At 67.6% G+C, this 19,308-nt stretch carries 17 protein-coding genes; 7 read left to right on the plus strand and 10 right to left on the minus strand.

Translation table 11 applies throughout. From position 1 onward, the window contains the following. Positions 1-28 precede the first annotated feature (28 nt). Positions 29-331: a hypothetical protein gene (locus ABD05_RS34390; protein WP_047904560.1), complete on the plus strand. Its 303-nt coding sequence runs from the start codon at positions 29-31 to the stop codon at positions 329-331. Positions 332-424: 93 nt separating this feature from the next. On the opposite strand, the gene ydiJ is transcribed toward ABD05_RS34390, so the two are convergent. Further along, on the minus strand, positions 425-3,472 hold the full coding sequence (ydiJ, locus tag ABD05_RS34395; RefSeq protein WP_047904561.1) for a D-2-hydroxyglutarate dehydrogenase YdiJ: 3,048 nt from the start codon (positions 3,470-3,472) through the stop codon (positions 425-427). A gap of 153 nt (positions 3,473-3,625) precedes the next feature. Between ydiJ and ABD05_RS34400 the strand changes: the two genes are divergently transcribed. Continuing rightward, positions 3,626-4,516 (plus strand): LysR substrate-binding domain-containing protein, encoded by an 891-nt coding sequence (locus tag ABD05_RS34400; RefSeq protein ID WP_047904562.1) that lies wholly within the window; start codon positions 3,626-3,628, stop codon positions 4,514-4,516. Positions 4,517-4,544: 28 nt separating this feature from the next. Here ABD05_RS34400 and ABD05_RS34405 read toward each other — a convergent pair whose 3' ends face one another. Then, positions 4,545-5,396: a LysR substrate-binding domain-containing protein gene (locus tag ABD05_RS34405; RefSeq protein WP_027792175.1), complete on the minus strand. Its 852-nt coding sequence runs from the start codon at positions 5,394-5,396 to the stop codon at positions 4,545-4,547. Between the two features lie 110 nt (positions 5,397-5,506). Here ABD05_RS34405 and ABD05_RS34410 point away from each other — a divergent pair, with 110 nt between their 5' ends. Continuing rightward, entirely contained in the window at positions 5,507-6,154 is a 648-nt protein-coding gene (locus ABD05_RS34410; protein ID WP_047904563.1) for a LysE family translocator, read from the plus strand. Between the two features lie 30 nt (positions 6,155-6,184). Here the strand turns inward: ABD05_RS34410 and ABD05_RS34415 are convergent, their stop codons facing one another. Both ABD05_RS34415 and ABD05_RS34420 read right to left on the minus strand, forming a co-directional pair. Beyond that, positions 6,185-7,522: an epoxide hydrolase family protein gene (locus tag ABD05_RS34415; RefSeq protein ID WP_047904564.1), complete on the minus strand. Its 1,338-nt coding sequence runs from the start codon at positions 7,520-7,522 to the stop codon at positions 6,185-6,187. 96 nt (positions 7,523-7,618) lie between these two features. Beyond that, the gene (locus tag ABD05_RS34420) at positions 7,619-8,404 is read right to left on the minus strand and encodes a sulfite exporter TauE/SafE family protein (RefSeq protein ID WP_047904736.1); all 786 of its coding nucleotides are present in this window, start codon (positions 8,402-8,404) and stop codon (positions 7,619-7,621) included. Positions 8,405-8,696: 292 nt separating this feature from the next. On the opposite strand from ABD05_RS34420, the gene ABD05_RS34425 reads away from it, so the two are divergent. Beyond that, complete coding sequence (locus ABD05_RS34425) at positions 8,697-10,040, plus strand: aminotransferase-like domain-containing protein (protein ID WP_047904565.1); 1,344 nt, start codon at positions 8,697-8,699, stop codon at positions 10,038-10,040. A gap of 46 nt (positions 10,041-10,086) precedes the next feature. Here ABD05_RS34425 and ABD05_RS34430 read toward each other — a convergent pair whose 3' ends face one another. From ABD05_RS34430 to msuE, 4 genes are all read right to left on the minus strand, one after another. Then, complete coding sequence (locus tag ABD05_RS34430; protein ID WP_082146333.1) at positions 10,087-11,535, minus strand: APC family permease; 1,449 nt, start codon at positions 11,533-11,535, stop codon at positions 10,087-10,089. Positions 11,536-11,635: 100 nt separating this feature from the next. Continuing rightward, complete coding sequence (locus tag ABD05_RS34435) at positions 11,636-12,865, minus strand: SfnB family sulfur acquisition oxidoreductase (RefSeq protein WP_042975765.1); 1,230 nt, start codon at positions 12,863-12,865, stop codon at positions 11,636-11,638. A gap of 174 nt (positions 12,866-13,039) precedes the next feature. Then, positions 13,040-14,143, minus strand: coding sequence for a dimethylsulfone monooxygenase SfnG (sfnG, locus tag ABD05_RS34440; RefSeq protein ID WP_034182536.1), 1,104 nt, complete (start codon positions 14,141-14,143; stop codon positions 13,040-13,042). Positions 14,144-14,178: 35 nt separating this feature from the next. Next, on the minus strand, positions 14,179-14,739 hold the full coding sequence (gene msuE / locus ABD05_RS34445) for an FMN reductase (RefSeq protein ID WP_047904738.1): 561 nt from the start codon (positions 14,737-14,739) through the stop codon (positions 14,179-14,181). 228 nt (positions 14,740-14,967) lie between these two features. Between msuE and ABD05_RS38205 the strand changes: the two genes are divergently transcribed. The 3 genes from ABD05_RS38205 to ABD05_RS34455 all read left to right on the plus strand — a co-directional run bounded on the left by ABD05_RS38205 (position 14,968) and on the right by ABD05_RS34455 (position 18,417). After that, positions 14,968-15,336, plus strand: coding sequence for a hypothetical protein (locus tag ABD05_RS38205; protein WP_148669206.1), 369 nt, complete (start codon positions 14,968-14,970; stop codon positions 15,334-15,336). Then, on the plus strand, positions 15,333-16,487 hold the full coding sequence (locus ABD05_RS34450) for a sigma-54 interaction domain-containing protein (protein ID WP_082146334.1): 1,155 nt from the start codon (positions 15,333-15,335) through the stop codon (positions 16,485-16,487). Before ABD05_RS38205 ends, ABD05_RS34450 begins: the two co-directional genes overlap by 4 nt. A 229-nt stretch (positions 16,488-16,716) precedes the next feature. Continuing rightward, positions 16,717-18,417, plus strand: a complete 1,701-nt coding sequence (locus ABD05_RS34455) for a dihydroxyacetone kinase family protein (RefSeq protein WP_047904566.1) — start codon at positions 16,717-16,719, stop codon at positions 18,415-18,417. Between the two features lie 43 nt (positions 18,418-18,460). Here the strand turns inward: ABD05_RS34455 and ABD05_RS35395 are convergent, their stop codons facing one another. Continuing rightward, positions 18,461-18,931: a hypothetical protein gene (locus ABD05_RS35395; protein WP_175804810.1), complete on the minus strand. Its 471-nt coding sequence runs from the start codon at positions 18,929-18,931 to the stop codon at positions 18,461-18,463. A gap of 50 nt (positions 18,932-18,981) precedes the next feature. Next, positions 18,982-19,269 (minus strand): DUF1330 domain-containing protein, encoded by a 288-nt coding sequence (locus ABD05_RS34465; protein ID WP_047904567.1) that lies wholly within the window; start codon positions 19,267-19,269, stop codon positions 18,982-18,984. Positions 19,270-19,308 lie beyond the last annotated feature (39 nt).

Genomic DNA, 19,308 nt, shown 5'->3' on the forward strand with positions numbered 1-19,308 from the left:
GATTTCTGAATCACGGAGACGAAGCAACATGTGTGCAATGGCGTATACCGAATTTCAGCAGGAGTTGAGAAAAGCGCAGTTGACTGCGCGCGAGTTCGCCCGACTGATCCGGATGAACGAAAGCTCGATCACGAACTATTCGAGCAAGGGCACGGTGCCCTCCCACCTCGCGGTCATCGCGAAGCTGATCGGCGCGCTGGCCGCGCACGAGATCGACTTCCGGCGCGTGATCCGGCAGATGCGGATCGAACCGAAACGGCCGCGCGGTGTCGGCGCGTTTCCCGCAGCCGACAAGCCGCGTGCGCGGAAAGCCGCGAAAACCGATTCCTGACTGACCCTTTCGCATGCGTCGATAGCGGCACGGAGATTGCCGCCCGGCGCGCGATGTCGTCACACGGGCAGCGCAGCGCGCGCCGCCCGAACGTCACCCCGCCGCACGAACGTGATCGAGCAGCGCCTGCAGCGGATGACGCAGCTGCGTCGACGACATGCGCTTCACCTGGCTGCGACATGAATACCCGGTCGCCAGCGCTTCGCCTTGATCCTCCGGCGCATCGACGTGCGCAGCCCACGACTGCGAATAGATCGTCTTCGACGTCTGCTGGTTGCGCGCCTCGTGCCCATACGTACCGGACATCCCGCAACACCCGGTCGCCTGAACCTGCAAACGCAGCCCGCGCCGCGCGAACACCTGTTCCCATTGCTTGCCGCTGTCGGGCGCATTGGTTTTCTCGGTACAGTGCGGCAGCAACCGGTACGCACCGGACACACCGCCCGCGCCGCCTTCCGGCAGCGCCTGCAGCAGCCATTCCTGCGGCAGCGCAACCTTCGGCACATCGGTGAGCCCCGTCACCTTCCGGTATTCCTGCCGATACGTGAGCGTCATCGCCGGATCGAGGCCGACCAGCGCGACGCCCGACCGCGCCAGCGCCGCCAGTTGCCCGGCATTGCGGATCGCCGCCTTCTCGAACGCGCGCAAGAAGCCTTGCACGTGCAGTGCCTTGCCGTTCGGCGCGAGCGGCGCGAGCCACACCTGAAAACCCGTGCGCGCCGCCAGCTCGATCAGCGTAGCAAGCTGCTCGGTATCGAAATAGCGCGTGAACGTGTCCTGCACGATGACGACGCTGCGCGCGCGCTGCGCGTCGCTCAGCGCGGCGAGCGCCTGCGGGTCGGCCAGCTTCACGCGCCATTCGCGGATCACGGCCGCGAGATCGAAGCGGCTCAGGAGCGGGCTGTCGACCATGCCGACGTGCCGCTCGAGCAGCGTGCGCATCCAGCCGGCGCGCATCAGCCCGTTGTACAGCGCGGGCACGCGCGCCATCCACGGCATCGTGAATTCGAGCGAGCCGATCAGGTAGTCGCGCACCGGCCGCAGGTAGCGCTGGTGATACAGCTCGAGAAACCGCGAGCGGAATTCGGGCACGTTGACCTTGACCGGGCACTGCCCGGCGCACGATTTGCACGCGAGGCAGCCGGCCATTGCGTCGTACACCTCGTGCGAGAAATCGGCCTCGCCGTTGCGCGCCGCGCGGCTGTTGCGCCAGCGCGCGGCCAGGCCGCGCAGGAACGGCTGCCGTGCGCGCGCCGCCGCGACGACGTCGACGCCGGCCTGCCCTTGCAGGCGCAGCCATTCGCGCATCAGCGACGCACGCCCCTTCGGCGACTGCACGCGTTCGCGCGTCGCCTTCCACGACGGGCACATCGCGTCGTCCGGATCGAAGTTGTAGCACGCGCCGTTGCCGTTGCAGTGCATCGCCGTGCCGTAGCTCTGCCACACGCGCTCGTCGATCTGCCGGTCGTGGTCGCCGCGCGTCGGCACTTCGTCGATCTTCAGCAGCCGCATCGTGTGATCCGGCGGCGTCGCGATCTTGCCCGGGTTGAACTGGTTGTGCGGATCGAACGCGGCCTTCAGCTGCTGCAGCGACGGATACAGCTCGCCGAAGAACGCCGGCGCATATTCGGAGCGCACGCCCTTGCCGTGCTCGCCCCACAGCAGGCCGCCGTGGCGCTGCGTGAGCTCGGCCACCGCATCCGACACGGGCCGCACCAGCGCCGCCTGCTTCGGGTCCTTCATGTCGAGCGCCGGGCGCACGTGCAGCACGCCCGCGTCGACGTGGCCGAACATCCCGTACTGCAGCCCGTGACCGTCGAGCAGCGCGCGGAATTCGGCGATGTACGCGGCGAGGTTCTCGGGCGGCACCGCGGTGTCCTCGACGAACGGCTGCGGGCGCGCCTCGCCCTGCACGTTGCCGAGCAGGCCGACCGCGCGCTTGCGCATCGCATACACGCGCTTCACCGCGTCGTCGCCGGCCGCGAGCGTGTGGCCCAGGCGCTCCACGCTGGCATCGGTGCGCAGATGGTCGACGAACGAACGCACGCGTGCGTCGACGTCGTCCGCGTCGTCGCCGCTGAATTCGATCAGGTTGATGCCGAGCGTCGGACGCGCGTCGTCCTGCGGGAAATACTCGGCGACGCTGCTCCACACGAAGTCCTTCATCGCGAGCATCAGCACCTTCGAGTCGACCGTCTCGATCGACAGCGGCTCGTGCGCGAGCAGTGCGCGCGCGTCGCGCAGCGCATCCATGAAGCCCGCGTAGCGCACGTTGACCAGCACCGAATACTTCGGGATCGGCAGCACGTTGAGTTTCGCCTCGACGACGAAGCCGAGCGAACCTTCGGCGCCGCACAGCACGCTGTTCAGGTTGAAGCGGCCGTCGGGGTCGCGCAGGTGCGCGAGGTCGTAGCCGGTCAGGCAGCGGTTGAGCTTCGGAAACTTCGCCTCGATCAGCGCGGCCTTGTCGTCGCTGATGCGTCGCGCGGTGCGGTAGACCTTGCCGATGCGGTCCTGCCGCGCGCAGCGGCGCTCCAGTTCTTCGTCATCGAGTGCGTCGCTGTGCAGCCGCTCGCCGCCCATCAGCACGAAGTCCAGCTCGAGCACGTGATCGCGCGTCTTGCCGTACGTGCAGCTGCCCTGCCCGCTCGCGTCGGTGTTGATCATCCCGCCGACGGTCGCGCGGTTCGACGTCGACAGTTCCGGCGCGAAAAACAGCCCGTGCGGCTTAAGCGCCGCATTGAGCTGATCCTTGACGACGCCCGCCTGTACGCGCACCCAGCGGCGCTCGACGTCGATTTCGAGGATCCGGTTCATGTTCCGCGACAGGTCGACGACCACGCCGTCGGTCAACGACTGCCCGTTGGTGCCCGTGCCGCCGCCGCGCGCGGCCACCGCGACGTCGCGATGCGCGGGCTCGGCGAGCAGCCGTGCCAGCAGCTGGACGTCGTCGGCATGCGCGGGGCAGATCACCGCTTGCGGCAGGCGCTGGTAGATCGAGTTGTCGGTGGCCTGCACCGTCCGGTTCGCATGGTCCGCGCGGATCTCCCCGGCGAATCCGGCGGCCCGCAGCGCGGCGAGAAAGTCACGGTACGCATTCGCGGGCGGGCTGGCGGGACGGGGCAACGAGGCGATCGACATGGGGCAAAAGCGCAGTGTGGGTGGAGCCGGCCGGTTCGCGCGCTTCGAAACATGATTTTTTGGCAAGTTTCCGCGCGACCGGGAATTCCAGTATCTTTGGAATTTCCGTGAGGAACAAACGAATTCTCACCCGGCGAATATTGCATAAAACTCATGAATTACCGTCGCCTCACCCCGTCCATGTCGCTGCTGCTCGTGTTCGAGGCCGCCGCGCGGCATGAAAGCTACACGCGCGCGGCCGAGGAGCTGTCGCTGAGCCAGAGCGCGATCAGCCGGCAAGTCCAGACGCTCGAGGATCAACTCGGCGTGCCGCTGTTCCGGCGCGAGGGCCGCTCCGTGAAGCTGACCGAGGTCGGGCGCCGCTACTTCGCCGAGCTGAGCGGCGCACTGGGGCGCATCCGCGGCGCGACGCTGCAAGCGATGTCCCATCAGGCGGGCGCCGGCACGCTGCGGCTCGCCACCTTGCCGACGTTCGGCTCGAAATGGCTGTTGCCGCACCTGCACGACTTCTACACCGCGCATCCGGGCGTGACCGTGCACCTCCATTCGCGGATCGGCGCCATCGATTTCCTCAACGACGACCTCGATGCGGCCATCACCGTCGGCACGGGCGACTGGCCGGGCCTGCACGCGCACCGGTTGTACAACGAGTTCCTGATCGCGATCGCGCCGCCGGACACCGGCAGCCGCCGCAAGGCCGACGCGCGTTCGCCGGCGTGGGCCGCGAAACAGACGCTGCTCGGCGTGACGAGCAACCAGCAGGCGTGGGCCGAGTGGTTTTCGCACTATCGGCTCGACCATCGGCAGATGCGCATCGGCCCGAGCTTCGAGCTGACGTCGCACCTGATCCAGGCCGTGCGGGCCGGGATGGGGATCGGGCTGGTGCCGAAGGTGCTGGTGGAAGACGAGCTGGGCCGCAACGAACTCGTGTCGATCGGCGACGCGATCACCAGCCAGCGCAGCTACTACCTCGTCTATCCGCCGGGGAACGAGACGCTGCCGTCGCTCGTCGCGTTCCGCGAATGGCTGCTGAAGTCGTGCTGAAACACGGCCGCCGGCGGACTGCCCGCGTTCAGGTACGCCATTCGCCGAGAATCTGCTCGGCCAGGTAGTCGCACGGCGGGCGCGCGGACTGCGCGCTGCGCGCGAGCACGACCTCGAGTTCGCCCAGCGGCGGCAGCCCGTGGCTTTCCGACAGCTGCACGAGATGATCGGGAATGCAGCAGCGCGCCAGCGGCGCGACCGCGAGCCCGGCCTCCACCATGCTGAGGAGGCCGAGGTGGCTCGGACTCTCATAGGACATCCGGTACGGGATCTTCCGCCGGTTCAGCGCCTTGACCGCCTGATCGCGCGCCATGCTGCCGCCGTGCGTGAAAAAGGCCACCGGCAGCGGCCGCTCCTCCCATACGTTGCGTTTCGGCGACCCGGCCCACACGAGCGGTTCGAGCCGGATCAGCTCGCCGGTCACGCCCTTGATCCGCGTGAGGCACGCGAGGTCGACCGTGTTGTCCTTCAGCATCGGCACGAGCGCGCTGCTCGGCTGGCCGATCACGCGCACTTCCACACGCGGATGCATCGCGGCGAACTTGCCGAGCACCTGCGGCAGCAGCGACGAAATGTAGTCGTCGGGCACGCCGATTGTCACGCGGCCGCGAATCTCCGGGCGCACGACCGACGCCCAGGCCTCGTCGCGCATCGCCAGCATCCGGCGGCCGTATTCCGCAAGCATCGTGCCTTCGCCGGTCGGCGTCACGTTGCGCGTGTCGCGGATGAAGAGCGGCTTGCCGAGCGCATCTTCGAGCGCCTTGATCTGCATGCTCACCGCCGACGGCGACCGGTGCACGGCCTGCGCGCCCTGAGCGAACGATCCGGATTCGGCGACGGCCACCACCATCGCGAGCACATCGAGGTCGAGCTTTTTCATCGTATTCAGAAAAACTGATCAATCGATTCAGTTTATCCCGTTTTACTGTTCGCCTCCACGATCGGACAATGATTCCCGTCAGCACTCACTCGTTGCAGGAATCGTCAGACATGCATACGTCCGGATCGCTCTACGGGTTTCTCGTCATCGGCGGCATGCTCGCGGTCACGCCCGGGCCGAACATGGTCTACGTGATGTCGCGCTCGATCGCGCAGGGCCGCACGGCGGGGCTCATTTCACTCGGTGGCGTGATGATCGGGTACCTGTTCTACATGTTCGGCGCGGCGTTCGGCATCACCACGCTGTTCATGAGCGTGCCCTATGCGGGCAGCGGGCTGGCCATGGTCGGTGCGGCGTACCTGTTGTATCTGGCATGGCAGGCCGTCAGGCCCGGCGGCCGCTCGCCGTTCGAGGTGCGGGCGTTGCCCAGCGAGCGGCCGCTGCGGCTGCTCGCGATGGGCGCGACGACCAGCGTGCTGAACCCGAAGCTCGCGATGCTGTTCATTTCGTTGCTGCCGCAGTTCATCGACTACCGGAACGGCAGCGTGCTGGGCCAGTCGCTGTTTCTCGGTTCGCTGCTGATCGCCGCATTCGCCTGCGCGAACGGGACGGTGGCGATCTGTTCCAGCAGCATCGCGAAGTTCCTGCACGGGCGCCCGACGCTGCTGCTCGCCCAGCGCTGGGCGATGGGGCTCATCCTCGGCGGTCTCGGCGTGCAGATGGTGGTCGATGCGTCGAGGATGGCAGGTGTGGCGTGATCCGCGAATCATACGGTCGGGCGAATGCGTTCAGCGCAGTGACCGGAAGCTCGCACGCAGTTCTTCCGACAGCGCATTCGGCTGCTCCCAGGCTGCGAAATGCCCGCCACTGGGCAACCGGTTGTAGTGAATCAGTTTCGGATATGCGGCCTGCGCCCAACGCTTCGGCGCGGCGTAAATTTCATCCGGAAACACGCTCACGGCCACCGGAATGGTCACATGCTTCGGCGCAAAGAATTCGAGCTTGCTCTCCCAGTACAGGCGCGCCGACGAGACGCCCGTGCGGGTCAGCCAGTAGAGCGTGACGTTGTCGAGCACGTCGTCGCGCGTCAGTCCCTCGGTATGGCCATCGAAAACGCGTGCGATGAGCGCGAGGCCGCTCGCGTCGTGGTCAAGCATCCATGCGGCGAGTCCGACCGGTGAATCCTCGATGCCGTACAGCGTCTGCGGGCGGTTCGCCATTTCCTGCGCATAACCGAGGCCGTGCCTGTAGAAACGATCGAGCTGCTCGTACGCGTGCCGTTCGTCCGGCGGCAAACCGGCGGGCGCGGGCTCACCGGACTTGAGTGCCTTCGCGATATCGTCCGGCACCGTGGCCGGCATGTTCGTGTGAATCGCGACGAGCTCCGGCGGCGCGATCAGCGCCATCTGCTCGGTCACGGCATTACCCCAGTCGCCACCCTGCGCCACGTAACGCCGGTATCCGAGGCGTTTCATCAGGACGATCCACGCACGCGCAATGCGCACGGGATCCCAGCCGGTCGCAGCGGGCTTGCCCGAGAACCCGTAGCCCGGCAACGATGGAATCACCACGTCGAACGCGTCCGATGCCGTGCCGCCATGGGCCGTCGGATCGGTCAGCGGCCCGATGATCTTCAGTTGCTCGATGATCGAGCCGGGCCATCCGTGCGTGACGATGACGGGCAACGCATCCGGATGTTTCGAGCGAACGTGGATGAAATGAATGTCGAGCCCGTCGATCCGGGTGACGAACTGCGGAAGTGCGTTCAGCGTCGCTTCGACCTTGCGCCAGTCGTAGTCGGTCGCCCAATAGCGCGCGAGTTTCTGCATCGTCTCGAGAGGCACGCCCTGTGATGCGTCGGCGACCGCTTCCCGTTCGGGCCAGCGCGTTGCGTTGATCCGCCGCCGCAGCTCGGCAAGTTGCACGTCCGGCGCATGCACCCGCAGCGGGCGCACGGCGGACGCGTCGCCGCCGGCCGGTCGGGCAACGCCCACGACGGCCCTGCTCGTTTCGGTTTCGGTTTCGGCAAACGTGAGGCGGCTCAATGAACCTGCCACCGCGGCGGTCGCGGCTACGCCCATGAAATGACGCCGCGACGGCGTCCGCAAAGAAGTATCAGTCGACATACACGCTCCTGTTGGTCGGACGAACGACATCTGCACTACTGATTACCTGTCATTCGCAAGAACTTCGCACCGGGAACGGGCGCCAGTGCGCCCGCTTCACGCGAGATAGCCGGAAACGCCGTCCCAGAAGAGTTTCAGCGCGGTCACCGCCAGCAATCCGTAGCAGATCCGATAGATCAGGCGCTGGTCCAGCCTGCCGTGCAGCCGCCAGCCCAATACCACGCCGGCCGGAACGGCGAGCAGGCAGACCGCCATCAATGCCCAGACGTTCATGGTCGGCCGCACGATCAGCATCCACGGCACCGCCTTGAGCGCGTTGCCCACGGTAAAGAAAAGACTCGTCGTTCCCGCGTACATCTCCTTGCTGAGACCAAGCGGCAGCAGGTACATCGCGAGCGGCGGCCCGCCAGAATGCGCGACCATCGTCGTAACGCCCGACGCGAGACCGGCGGTCACGGCCTTCGGTCGCGAACGCGGACGGACCGTCAGCTGCGCGCCGCCGGCCACCCACAGGCCGACGAATATCAGCGTGACCGCCGCCATCAGGAGTTCGATGGCCCGATGGTCGAGAAACCGAAATGCCAGATAGCCGCATCCGATACCCATCACCAGCCCGGGCAGCAGCAGAAAGAGATCCGGCTTCGACCACGTCGAAGGCTTCCAGTACCGCAGCGCGAACAGATCCATCGCGATGAACAGCGGAGCGAGCAGACCGCCGGCGGTCACCGGGTCCATCACGAGCGACAGCAGCGGTATGCCGATGATCGCGAATCCACCGCCGAACGCGCCGCGCATGAACGCGATCACGAACACGCCCGCGAACGCGATCAGGATGGTGGTCAGCGTCAGTTGCAGCCCCACCGCGACCGGTGCGGCCGTCATGGCCGACTCGCCGACACGGAACGCCACACGGCGGGCTGCCGCGAGCCGGCTCGAAGCTGCGGCGCCGCCATGCGAGCGATCAGGGTTGAACGCGTTCCATGCATACTGCCTCTCCAATGGGTATGCCGGGGCGATGCAGTGCGCCGGTCAGGTGCACTGCCTGCAGCCCGAGTCGTACAAGCGTTGCAGCCCCGGTACAATCGACTCGACGAAATCAGAATGCACCGCCTCATATCTCAGTGCAATGAAAACATTGACCTCGGTGCAATAATCATTGTTATCGGTGCAATCCATGTCCAAATCCGAGTACCTGCAACTGGCCGACGCGATTGCCACGCAAATCGCCGACGGCACACTGGCGCCCGGCGATCGCCTGCCTCCCCAGCGTCTTTTCGCCGACCAGCATGCAATCGCCGCATCGACGGCGGGCCGGGTCTACACGGAGCTGTTGCGACGCGGGCTGGTGGTAGGTGAAGTCGGCCGCGGCACCTTCGTGTCGGGCGAGACGCGGCGCGGGGCGGCGGCGCCCGGGGAGCCGCGTGGCGTACGGATCGATCTCGAGTTCAACTATCCGAGCGTCCCCGATCAAACGGCGTTGATTGCACGAAGCCTGAGCGGATTGCACCGACCGGCGGAACTCGATGCCGCGCTGCGCGAGGCCACCAGTATCGGCACCGCGGCCATCAGAAGCGTAGCTGCCGCCTATCTGTCGCAACCGGCATGGTCGCCGTCGCCGGATCAGCTCGTGTTTACCGGCAACGGGCGGCAAAGCATTGCCGCAGCCGTGGCCGCGGTCGTTCCGACAGGCGGGCGCTGCGGCGTGGAAGCGCTGACCTACCCGTTCATCAAGGGCATCGCCGCCAAACTGGGCATCTCGCTGGTACCGCTGGCGATGGACGACGACGGCGTGCGTCCCGACGCAGTGCAAAAGGCGCACCGTGAAGCCAGGCTGTCGGCAATCTATATCCAGCCGGCCATCCAGAACCCGCTGGGCATGACGATGAGCACCGCGCGTCGCGCCGAACTGTTACGCGTGGTCGAAAAGCTCGACATTCCCGTCATCGAGGACAACGTGTACGGCTTCCTCGGCGACGAACCGCCACTGGCCGCGCTCGCTCCGGACGCCTGCATCGTGATTGACAGCCTGTCCAAGAAGGTCACGCCCGGCATGACCCTGGGATTCATCGTGCCGCCGCCGCGGCTACGCGAAAGCGTCATGGCATCGGTACGCTCGGGCGGGTGGACCGCCTCGGGATTCGCATTCGCGGCCGCGCAGCGGTTGATGCGCGACGGCACCGTGGCCGAGCTCGCGCAACTCAAGCGCATCGATGCGAGCGAGCGCCAGGCGCTGGCAATCGATCGTCTCGCGGGTTTCGATATCCGGACCAACGGCAAGTGCTACCACCTGTGGCTGACCTTGCCGGCGCACTGGCGCTCACAGGCGTTGGTCGCGGCCGCGGCCAGGCGCGACATCGGGCTGACGCCGTCGACCACGTTTGCCGTCTCGTCCGGCCATGCACCGAACGCGGTAAGGCTCGCACTAGCCGCGCCGACCATGGACCAGCTCGACGCCGGGCTGCGGACACTGACCGCGATACTGAACGGCCGCGAAGAAGATTTCGACTTGACCGAATAAGCACCGTCCAGCCGACCGGCGCGCCGAAGTCCGACGGCGCGCCCCGTCACTTCGTCAGCAACTCGGCCTCCAGCTCGCGCAACCGCTCCGGAAACCGGACGCGCAGCACCAGGAACCACCCGAGCCCGATCGTCAGCAGCGCGACGAACACATAAGGCAGCCACGCATACACGCCCTCCGGCACCGGATACACGCTGCCGGCCAGCGGAATCGCGAGCAGCACGACCGCAATGACGCTGATCGCCACATGCCGCGCGCGAAGCCGGCGCTGGCGGCGCAGATAGAGCGGCGCGCCGATCGCCACCAGCACGTATGTAAGCAGCCAGCCATACGTGGCAATCGAGCTGAGATAGCCATACGAATCGAGTAGCGCAGTGCCGCGCGCGGTGAATACCAGCGCGGTGACCAGCGCCAGCACCGCGATCAGCGCCACCGCGACGTGCGGCGTCGCATTGCGCTCGTGTGCGTGGCCCGTCGACGCATGCAGCACGCCCTGCCGCCCGAACGTATAGACGATCCGCGCCGCCGCATTGATCGACGAGAAGAACGCCGCGAAGAAGCTCAACGCCACGCCTGCGTCGATCAGCACGCCGACCCAGCCGGCGCCGAGCCGATGCGCGAGCACCGCGAGCGGGCCGTCGACCCGGTCGAGCGGCGGCGTCTGCCCGTGGAACGCGCTCACCATCCCGTACGCGCCGATCACGAACAGGATCGCCGGCCCGACGACGCTGATCAGCACCGCGCGCGGAATCGCGCGGAACGGGTCGCGCGCTTCCGCGCCGAGCACGGTTGCACTCTCGAACCCCGTGAAGCTGAAGAACGCGAGCACCATTCCGAGCTGCAGCTGGGTCGGCTTCACGCCTTCGAGCGTCAGTTGCGCGCGATCGACCGGATGCCCGCCGAACGCGATCGTCCCGATCACGACGACGGCGATCAGCAGCAGCGTCGCGAGTTCGACGAACAGCGTGAAACGCGTGGACAGCCGGATGTCGCGAAACGCGATGTACCACGCGGCGAACGCGGTGACGACCGTGAGCCCGAGCACGGCGCCGAGCGGCGTCGCGCCGCCGAGCAGCCCGGTCTCGCGGCCCAGCACGAGAAACGTGTTGATCGTCCCCTGCAGGATGCCCGCGGCGGCCACCGCATAGGCAATCAGCAGCGACCAGCCGCAGATCGCGCCCCAGACCGGCCCGATGCCGGCCGACACGTATGCATACAGCGCCCCCGGCGACGCCGAATCGCGCGCGAACACCGAGATGCTCCACGACGCAAACAGCAGCGCGACGATCGCGAACAGGTACGCGAGCCACGTGCCGTTGCCGGCCGTCGCGAACACGGCGGGGATCAGCACGCCGATCCCGCCGGACACGCCGACGAGGCCGATCGACTGCGCAATCAGTTCGGGCAGGCTCAGGTAGTTGCGCCGCAGGCCGCCCGCCGGCGGTGCGGCATGCTGCGCGGGCAGTGCCTGCGCGGGGCTTGCTGGATGACTCATCGATTGACCTCGTCAGGAATGAAGCGGCGCCGCGTGCGTGCCGTCCGCGGCGGTGGTGGTGGTGATGGTGTGGGTGGTGACGGCGGCCGGCGCGAGCCGGTCAGTTCCAGGAATGGCGCGCGGGCTTCACGCCGTTGAGGTAGTAGTTGCCGATCGCGTGATACTTCCAGCGCACCGGGTCGTGCAGCGTATGCACGCGCGCGTTGCGCCAGTGGCGGTCGAAGTTGTATTTCGCCAGCGTCGACTTGCTGCCGCCGAGCTCGAACAGCTTGCTCGCGGCAAGCAACGCCACCTCGGTCGTCGCGATCTTCGCCTCGCCCACCGCGATCGCGGCCTGCGCGACCGTTTCCTCGCCCGGCTCGCGCTTCGCCGCGTCGACGAAGCGGCCCGAGCGCGCGAGCAGCGCTTCGGCCGCGTGCACGCGGTACGCGATGTCGCCGATCTGCGCGACCGTCAGCGGGTCCTCGCTCGCGCGCTCGACGCCGCTGTCGATCCACGGGCGCGCATGCTGCTGCACGAACGCGATCGTGTCCTGCAGCGCGGCGCGCGCGATCCCGAGGTCGATCGCGGCGGTCGTGATCTGCGCGAACGGGCCCGCGAAGGTCGGGCGATCGTACGAACGCTGCGTGTGGAAGATTTCGAACGGGCTCACGCGCACGTTCTCGACGATCACCGTGCCGCTCGCGGTCGTGCGCTGCCCGAAGCCGCTCCAGTCATCCACGACGGTCAGCCCCGGCGCACCCTGCCGCACGAAGGCGAGCACGGCCTGGTCCGACTCGTCGAGCGCGAGTACCGGAATCCAGTGCGCGAACAGCGTGCCGGTCGAATAGAACTTGCGGCCGTTCAGCACGAACGCGTCGCCGTCGCGATGCACGCGCGTCCGGATATCGAGCACGTTCTTGCCGCCGGCTTCGGAAAACGCGTTCCCGTAGCGTGTGCCCTTCAGGACGAGATCGAAGAAGAAGCGCTTCTGCGCATCGCTGCCCTCGAGGCGGATGTCCTCGATCAGGCAATAGTGGTTCTGCGGGATCTGGCCGAGCGACGGGTCCGCCTCTGAAACGATCGCGATCACTTCCGCGAGCGTCACGTTCGACACCTCCGCACCGCCGTACTCGCGCGGCACGGTGATGCCCCACAGCCCGCTCGACGAGAACAGTTCGATCTCGTCGAACGGCAGCTTCCGCTCGCGGTCGCGCAACGCGGCGTGCTCGGCCAGCCGTGCCGCGACCTGACGCGCGACGTCGAGCGCCTCGGCATCCGAGCCGATGACGGGAACGGGCGTGGCGCCCGCTTGCGGTTGCACGTTTTCTTCGATGATTTCCGTAGACATGTCGATTCCGGCAAAACCCATGAACCGGCCGGCGGCGCCGGGAAGCATCCGCCGACCTCCTGTTTCGATATCCGAAACGTCAAACCGGGTCGACCCGCGAGAACCGCCGGTGTCGCCCCTTCGATCGGCCGGTGCGCGGCACGTGTACGTGCCCGCCGCGCACCGGCCCCCGCGTCACGCGGCAACCGCCTGCCGCTGCGCCTCGAGTTCGCGCACGAGCGGCAGCACGCGCTGGCCGAAGTACTCGACTTCCTCGATGAAATGCAGGAACCCCGCGAGCACGAGATCGACGCCGATCGCCTTCAGCGCGACGATCCGCTCGGCGATCTGCTGCGGCGTGCCGATCAGGTTCGTGCGGAAGCCGTCGTTGTACTGCACGAGATCCTCGAACGTGGATTTCGCCCAGTTGCCCTCGCCTTCCGGAGACGCCTTGCCGGCCTCCTTCACCGCATCGCCGAACGCATGCACGGCCTCGACGTGCGCGTGCCGGACGATGTCGTCGAGCACGGCCCGCGCCTCTTCCTCGGTGTCGCGCGCGATCACGAACGCGTTGACGCCGATGCGCACGCGATGGTTGTTCGCGGCCGCCTTCGCGCGGATGTCGTCGATCTGCGCCTTCAGGTTCTCCGGCGTATTGCCGTTCGTGAAATACCAGTCCGACACGCTCGCCGCGTTGTCGCGCGCCGCGCGCGAGCTGCCGCCCTGGAAGATCTCCGGATGTGGTTTCTGCACCGGCTTCGGGCTCAGCGTGTAGTCGTTGAAGCGGTAGAAATCGCCCTTGAACGTGAAGTTGTCCTGCGTCCAGATGCCCTTCAGCGCCTGGATGAATTCCTTCGAGCGCCGATAACGTTCGTCGTGCTCGAGCCACGGCTCGCCGATCGCGGTGAATTCGCCCTTGAACCAGCCGCTCACGACGTTGATCGCGATGCGCCCGTTCGAAATATGGTCGATCGTCGCGAGCTGCTTCGCGACCACGGCCGGATGCCACGGCCCCGGCAGGATCGCGGCGAGCACCTTGAGCTTCGTCGTCGCATGCAGCAGCGCCTGGCTGAACGACACCGACTCGTGCTGGTATTCGGCGCCGTAGCCGGCCGTGAAGCGGATCTGGCTCAGCGCATAGTCGAAGCCGGCCGCCTCGGCCGTGCGCGCGAGTTGCTGGTTGTATTCGAGGCTCCAGTCGGTGCGCTGCTCGATCGTGCTGACGACAAGGCCGCCGCTGACGTTCGGCACCCAGTAAGCGAATTTGACGCCGTCGGCGGAAGGGTCGGTAAGGCTCATGAAGATGTCCTGGTCGAAGGGGAAACGGAAGCGGCCTACGCGGCCGCGGCGGAAAGCGCATGCGGACGCAGTTGCGGCACGGCGCGATCCACGGCGAGCGCGATGCGCGCCCGTAGCGCCGGGTTCGCGATTTCGTATCGGTCGAAATCGCTTTCGGACGCGTACACGCCGATCGGCAGCGTGCGCGCCTGGAAGAAGCTGAACAGCGGCCGCAACTGGTGGTCGATCACGAGCGCATGACGCTCACTGCCGCCGGTGGCGGCGAGCAGCACGGGCACGTCGATGAGCGCGTCGTGCTGCACGAGGTCGAACAGGTGCTTGAAGAGGCCCGTGTATGACGCGCGATACACGGGGCTCGCGACGACGAGTGCATCGGCCGTCTCGATCGCGCGAATCTGCGCTTCGAGGTCGGCCGGCACCTGCGCGCGCGTCAGCGCACCGGCCAGCCGGCCGCCGATCTCGCCGAGTTCGATCAGCCGCGTATCGATCGGCAGCGCGGCGCCGAGCGCCGCGACGATCGCGTCGGTCAGCGCCAGCGTGCGCGACGGCCGTTGCAGGCCGCCCGATATCGCGACCACGTTGATGGCATGGCTCATCGTTGCATTCCCATTGTCGAGTCGGGCGCCAACGCACCCGTCACGCCATGGTTCCGCAAGGAGCGTGCCAATGCTGCGATCGCCATGAAAATCGATCGTCTGCATGACGAAATGCATCGCGATCGACGGCCTGTCGCGGCGCACTCGTCGATCGCCGCATATCGATAAGCGTGCCAGCCGGCGCATCACAACCATATTCCGCAGCGAGATGAACTGTGGGAAACAGCCGTGCTGATTCGCTGCTGCGTGATCAGCAGCGCAGCGTGTGTCGAAGGCGTTCTTCCGTTTCAGCGTGGAATCCGCAACGCACGCTGCACCCGTTCGCCGCGATCGCGCGCCGCCGCAATGCGATGCATCGCTGCAGCAGTGTCGAAGCTGCTGCTTCATCGACATCCGCACGATGCATTTCGCTTTACCGAACGACATCGCGTTACGCAACTGCGTCCAGCGCAGCAATCCGGCATTGGTTATCAGAAATCGATGTTTCCCGCGTTGCACGAAACGTTGAACACTCTGCTGATCACGCAGCACCCGGGCAGCAACGTCCATCGTGGCCCGACCGAACCGTGCAGCGACCCGATGCCTACACAGCCATGACATCCATTTCCGTATCGCCACGCGCGGCCGACCTGCGCGTCGTCGCACCGTCCCGCGACGAACCGGGCCCTCCTGATGCCCTGCAAACGGCCGAGCGCCTTGCGCCCGTCCTCACGCTGCCCGACAGGCCCGCGCTCGCGACGTCGATCCGTGCCCGTGCGCAGGTATTCGTCGATCCGCGCTCGGTCGCGCTGCTCGAACGGATTCGCCTGGTCGCGCCGAGCGACGCGAACGTGCTGATCGTCGGCGAGACGGGCACCGGCAAGGAACTGATCGCCCGACATGTGCACAACCTCAGCCGCCGCAACAACGGGCCGTTCATCGCCGTGAACTGCGGCGCGTTCTCCGAAACGCTGGTCGAGAGCGAACTGTTCGGCCACGAGAAAGGCGCGTTTACGGGTGCATTCAGCGCGAAGCCGGGCTGGTTCGAAGCCGCGAACGGCGGCACGCTGTTTCTCGACGAGATCGGCGACCTGCCGCTGTCGATGCAGGTCAAGCTGCTGCGCGTGCTGCAGGAGCGCGAGGTCGTGCGGCTCGGTTCGCGCACGGGCATGCCGATCGACGTGCGCGTGGTCGCCGCGACCAACGTCGACCTGCAGCAGGCGGTCGCGACCGGGCATTTTCGCGGCGACCTGTTCTACCGGCTCAACGTCGTGCAGCTCGCGGTGCCGACGCTGCGTGAGCGCCCGGGCGACATCCTGCCGCTCGCACGCCACTTCTTCGACGACTACCGCAGCCGCCTCGGCTACGGGCCGCGCAGCATCGATCCGCGCGCCGAACGCCGGCTCGAGGCGCACGGCTGGCCCGGCAACATCCGCGAACTGGAGAACGTGATCCATCACGCGCTGCTCGTGAGCCGTCACGATTCGCTGCAGGACTCCGACCTGCACATCGCGTCGCCATGCGCGTCGGCCACCGCGCATGCGCCGGAGCCGGCCGCCGGCGCGCAGGCCGCGCTCGAACGGGCGCTGCGCGACCTGTTCGACGCGGATCACGGCAACCTGTTCGAACGGATCGAGGACACCGTGATGCGCGTCGCGTTCGAATTCAGCCACCGCAACCAGATCCAGGCCGCACGGCTGCTCGGCATCAGCCGCAACGTGCTGCGTGCGCGGCTGATTCGCGCGAAGGAGATCGCGGCGGCAAAGTAGCAGCATCCGGGGCGGGCCCCCGCCCCGGCACGGCACGATCGCGCCCGCGATCCGTGCGGCGACGTCCAGACCTGATGTATCGTGGTGCGAAGCGCGCCCGTTGCCGCATGCGGCCGGCGATACCGCCCCTGCCTGCGACAGGGCGCCCGCACGACCATCCGTTACACGAAAGCCGTCCGGCGCCCGCGCGGGCCGGGCGAGCCCCGTTCACCCGTCAGGAACCGTCGCCATGAAAAAGCTTGTGAACCACCCGTCCGATGTCGTGCGGGAGATGCTGGAAGGCATCGCGCGGCAGTCGCCGCATCTCGCGATCCTCGGCGACGAGCACGTGCTCGTCCGCCAGCCGCTGCCCGAGCCGGCGCAGCGGCCCGTCGCCGTTCTCTCCGGCGGTGGCAGCGGCCACGAGCCCGCGCACGGCGGCTACGTCGGCGAAGGGATGCTGAGCGCGGCCGTGTGCGGCGAAGTGTTCACGTCGCCGTCCACCGATGCCGTGCTCGCCGCGATTCGCGCGAGCGCCGGCCCGAATGGCGCGCTGCTGATCGTGAAGAACTACACGGGCGACCGGCTCAATTTCGGGCTCGCCGCCGAACTCGCGCGGGCGGAAGGCATTCCGGTCGAGACCGTCATCGTCGCCGACGACGTGTCGCTGCGCGGCCGTGTCGAGCGCGGCCAGCGGCGCGGGATCGCCGGCACCGTACTGATCCACAAGCTCGCCGGCGCGGCCGCCGCGCGCGGGCTGCCGCTCGCCCGCGTCGCGGGAATCGCGCGCGACGCGGCGGCCGAGCTCGGCACGATGGGCGTCGCGCTCGACGGCTGCACGATCCCGGGCGCCGACAAGTCGGGCTTCAGCCTCGCCGATCACGAGATCGAGCTCGGCCTCGGCATCCACGGCGAGAAAGGCGTCGAACGCCGCGCGCCGCTGCCCGCCGACGCGCTGGTCGACACGCTGCTGTCGAGCATCGTCGCCGATCTCGTACTCGACAGCGGCGAACGCGTCGCACTGTTCGTCAACGGTCTCGGCGCGACGCCGGACATGGAACTCGCGATCGTGCTGCGCGCCGCGTACGACAACCTGAGCCGGCGCGGCATCGTCGTCGCGCGCGCGTGGGCCGGCACGTTCCTGTCGGCGCTGAACATGCCCGGCTGCTCGATCTCGGTGCTGCGGCTGAACGAAGAACGCGCGGCGCTGCTCGACGCGCCGACGCAGGCGCGTGCATGGCCGGGCGGCGGCACGGTGAATACGCACATCCGCGTGGCCGCGGCCGACTCGCACGACGCACCGCTGCCGCCGCTCGACGCGGCCGGCCGCGCGTGGGCCACGCGCCTGCAGCCGGCGCTGCACGCGGTCGCGCAGACGCTGATCGAGCACGAGCAGACGCTGACCGACCTCGATGCGGCGGCCGGCGACGGCGATCTCGGCGCAAGCATGCTGCGTGCCGCGCACGCGATCCTCGACCTGCCGGAAACAGCGTACGGCACGCCGGCCGGTACGCTCGCGGCGCTCGGCGCCGCGTTGCGTCGTGCCATTGCAGGCAGTTCGGGACCGTTCTATGCGACCGCGCTGCTGCGCGCGTCACGCCGGCTGGCCGATATCGCCGAGCCGTCGGCGCGCGACTGGGCCGCGGCGTTCCGAAACGCGGTGGATTCGATCAGCGAACTCGGCGGCGCGCACGCCGGCGACCGGACGATGCTCGATGCGCTGGTGCCGGCCGCCGATGCGTTCGACCGTGCACTCGACAGCGATCGCGATCCCGCGAGCGCATGGGCGGCAGCCGTCGAGGCTGCCGAACACGGTGCACAGGAAACGGCGCGCATGACGCCGCGCGCGGGGCGCGCGAGCTATCTCGGCGAGCGTGCGATCGGCACGCCGGATGGTGGCGCGGTTGCGGTGTCGTACTGGTTGCGTGCGTTGCAGCCGCACGTGCGATAAGCAGCGGCGGCGCGCGCGATGCGGGCCGGCCGCGCCGCCCGCCTCAACCTGCCGCGCGCGTCTTCGTCCGCCCGGGCAACAGTGCTGCGCCGATCAGCGCGGCGCCGAAACTCGCGAGCCAGCACCAGTAGCCGATCGCATCGAGATGAACCGGCTCGACCCCACCGCCTTCGTTGACGACGATCTGATGCTGCGACAGGAAGCTCGATCCGAACAGCAGCGCGAGCACGGCCAGCACGACCGCCTGCGCGCGCAGGCGCTTCGTCGTCAGCAACCAGGCCGCGAACACGAGCGGGTTTGCGAGCCATGCGTAGATGCCGAAGAACACGCCCATCCAGCCTGTCAGCAGCACCTGCCAGCCATCGGCCCACGGATGCGGATCCGGCGCGCCCGTACGGAACGGTGCGGCGACCATCGCGACGAGAAAGAACAGCACGCTGATCGCCAGCAGCGACGTGGCGGCACGGCCCATCGGCGGGCGGACGGCGTCAGCGGACGAAGTCGTCGTGTTCATCATGCGTCAGGCATTGCATCGCGTTGAAGGAAGCGCCCGAAGCGTTGCGTTCAAACGCCCTCGACCAGCACCGCGCGATAGCGCGCGCCCTTGAAGCGGTGCTGGACGACGGCCTGGTATTCGGGGCCGTGGTACCACGCGTGCGCGGCTTCCTTCGACGGAAACTCGACGATCACGACACCCTCCGGCCCTTCGCCTTCCAGCGTTTCCTGCGGGCCGTAGGCGGCGAGCACCTTGACCGGATGACCGGCAAGCGTCGCGCCGACCTTGCTCCCGTAGACGTCGAGTTCGTGCTGATCCTGTGTGCTTTCCCGCGTAAACACGATGTAGGTTGCCAAGATGCGTACCCCTTGTGCGATGGATGGGAAATCGGACGC

Origin of the sequence: Burkholderia pyrrocinia (assembly GCF_001028665.1) — a bacterium.
Classification (GTDB): domain Bacteria; phylum Pseudomonadota; class Gammaproteobacteria; order Burkholderiales; family Burkholderiaceae; genus Burkholderia; species Burkholderia pyrrocinia.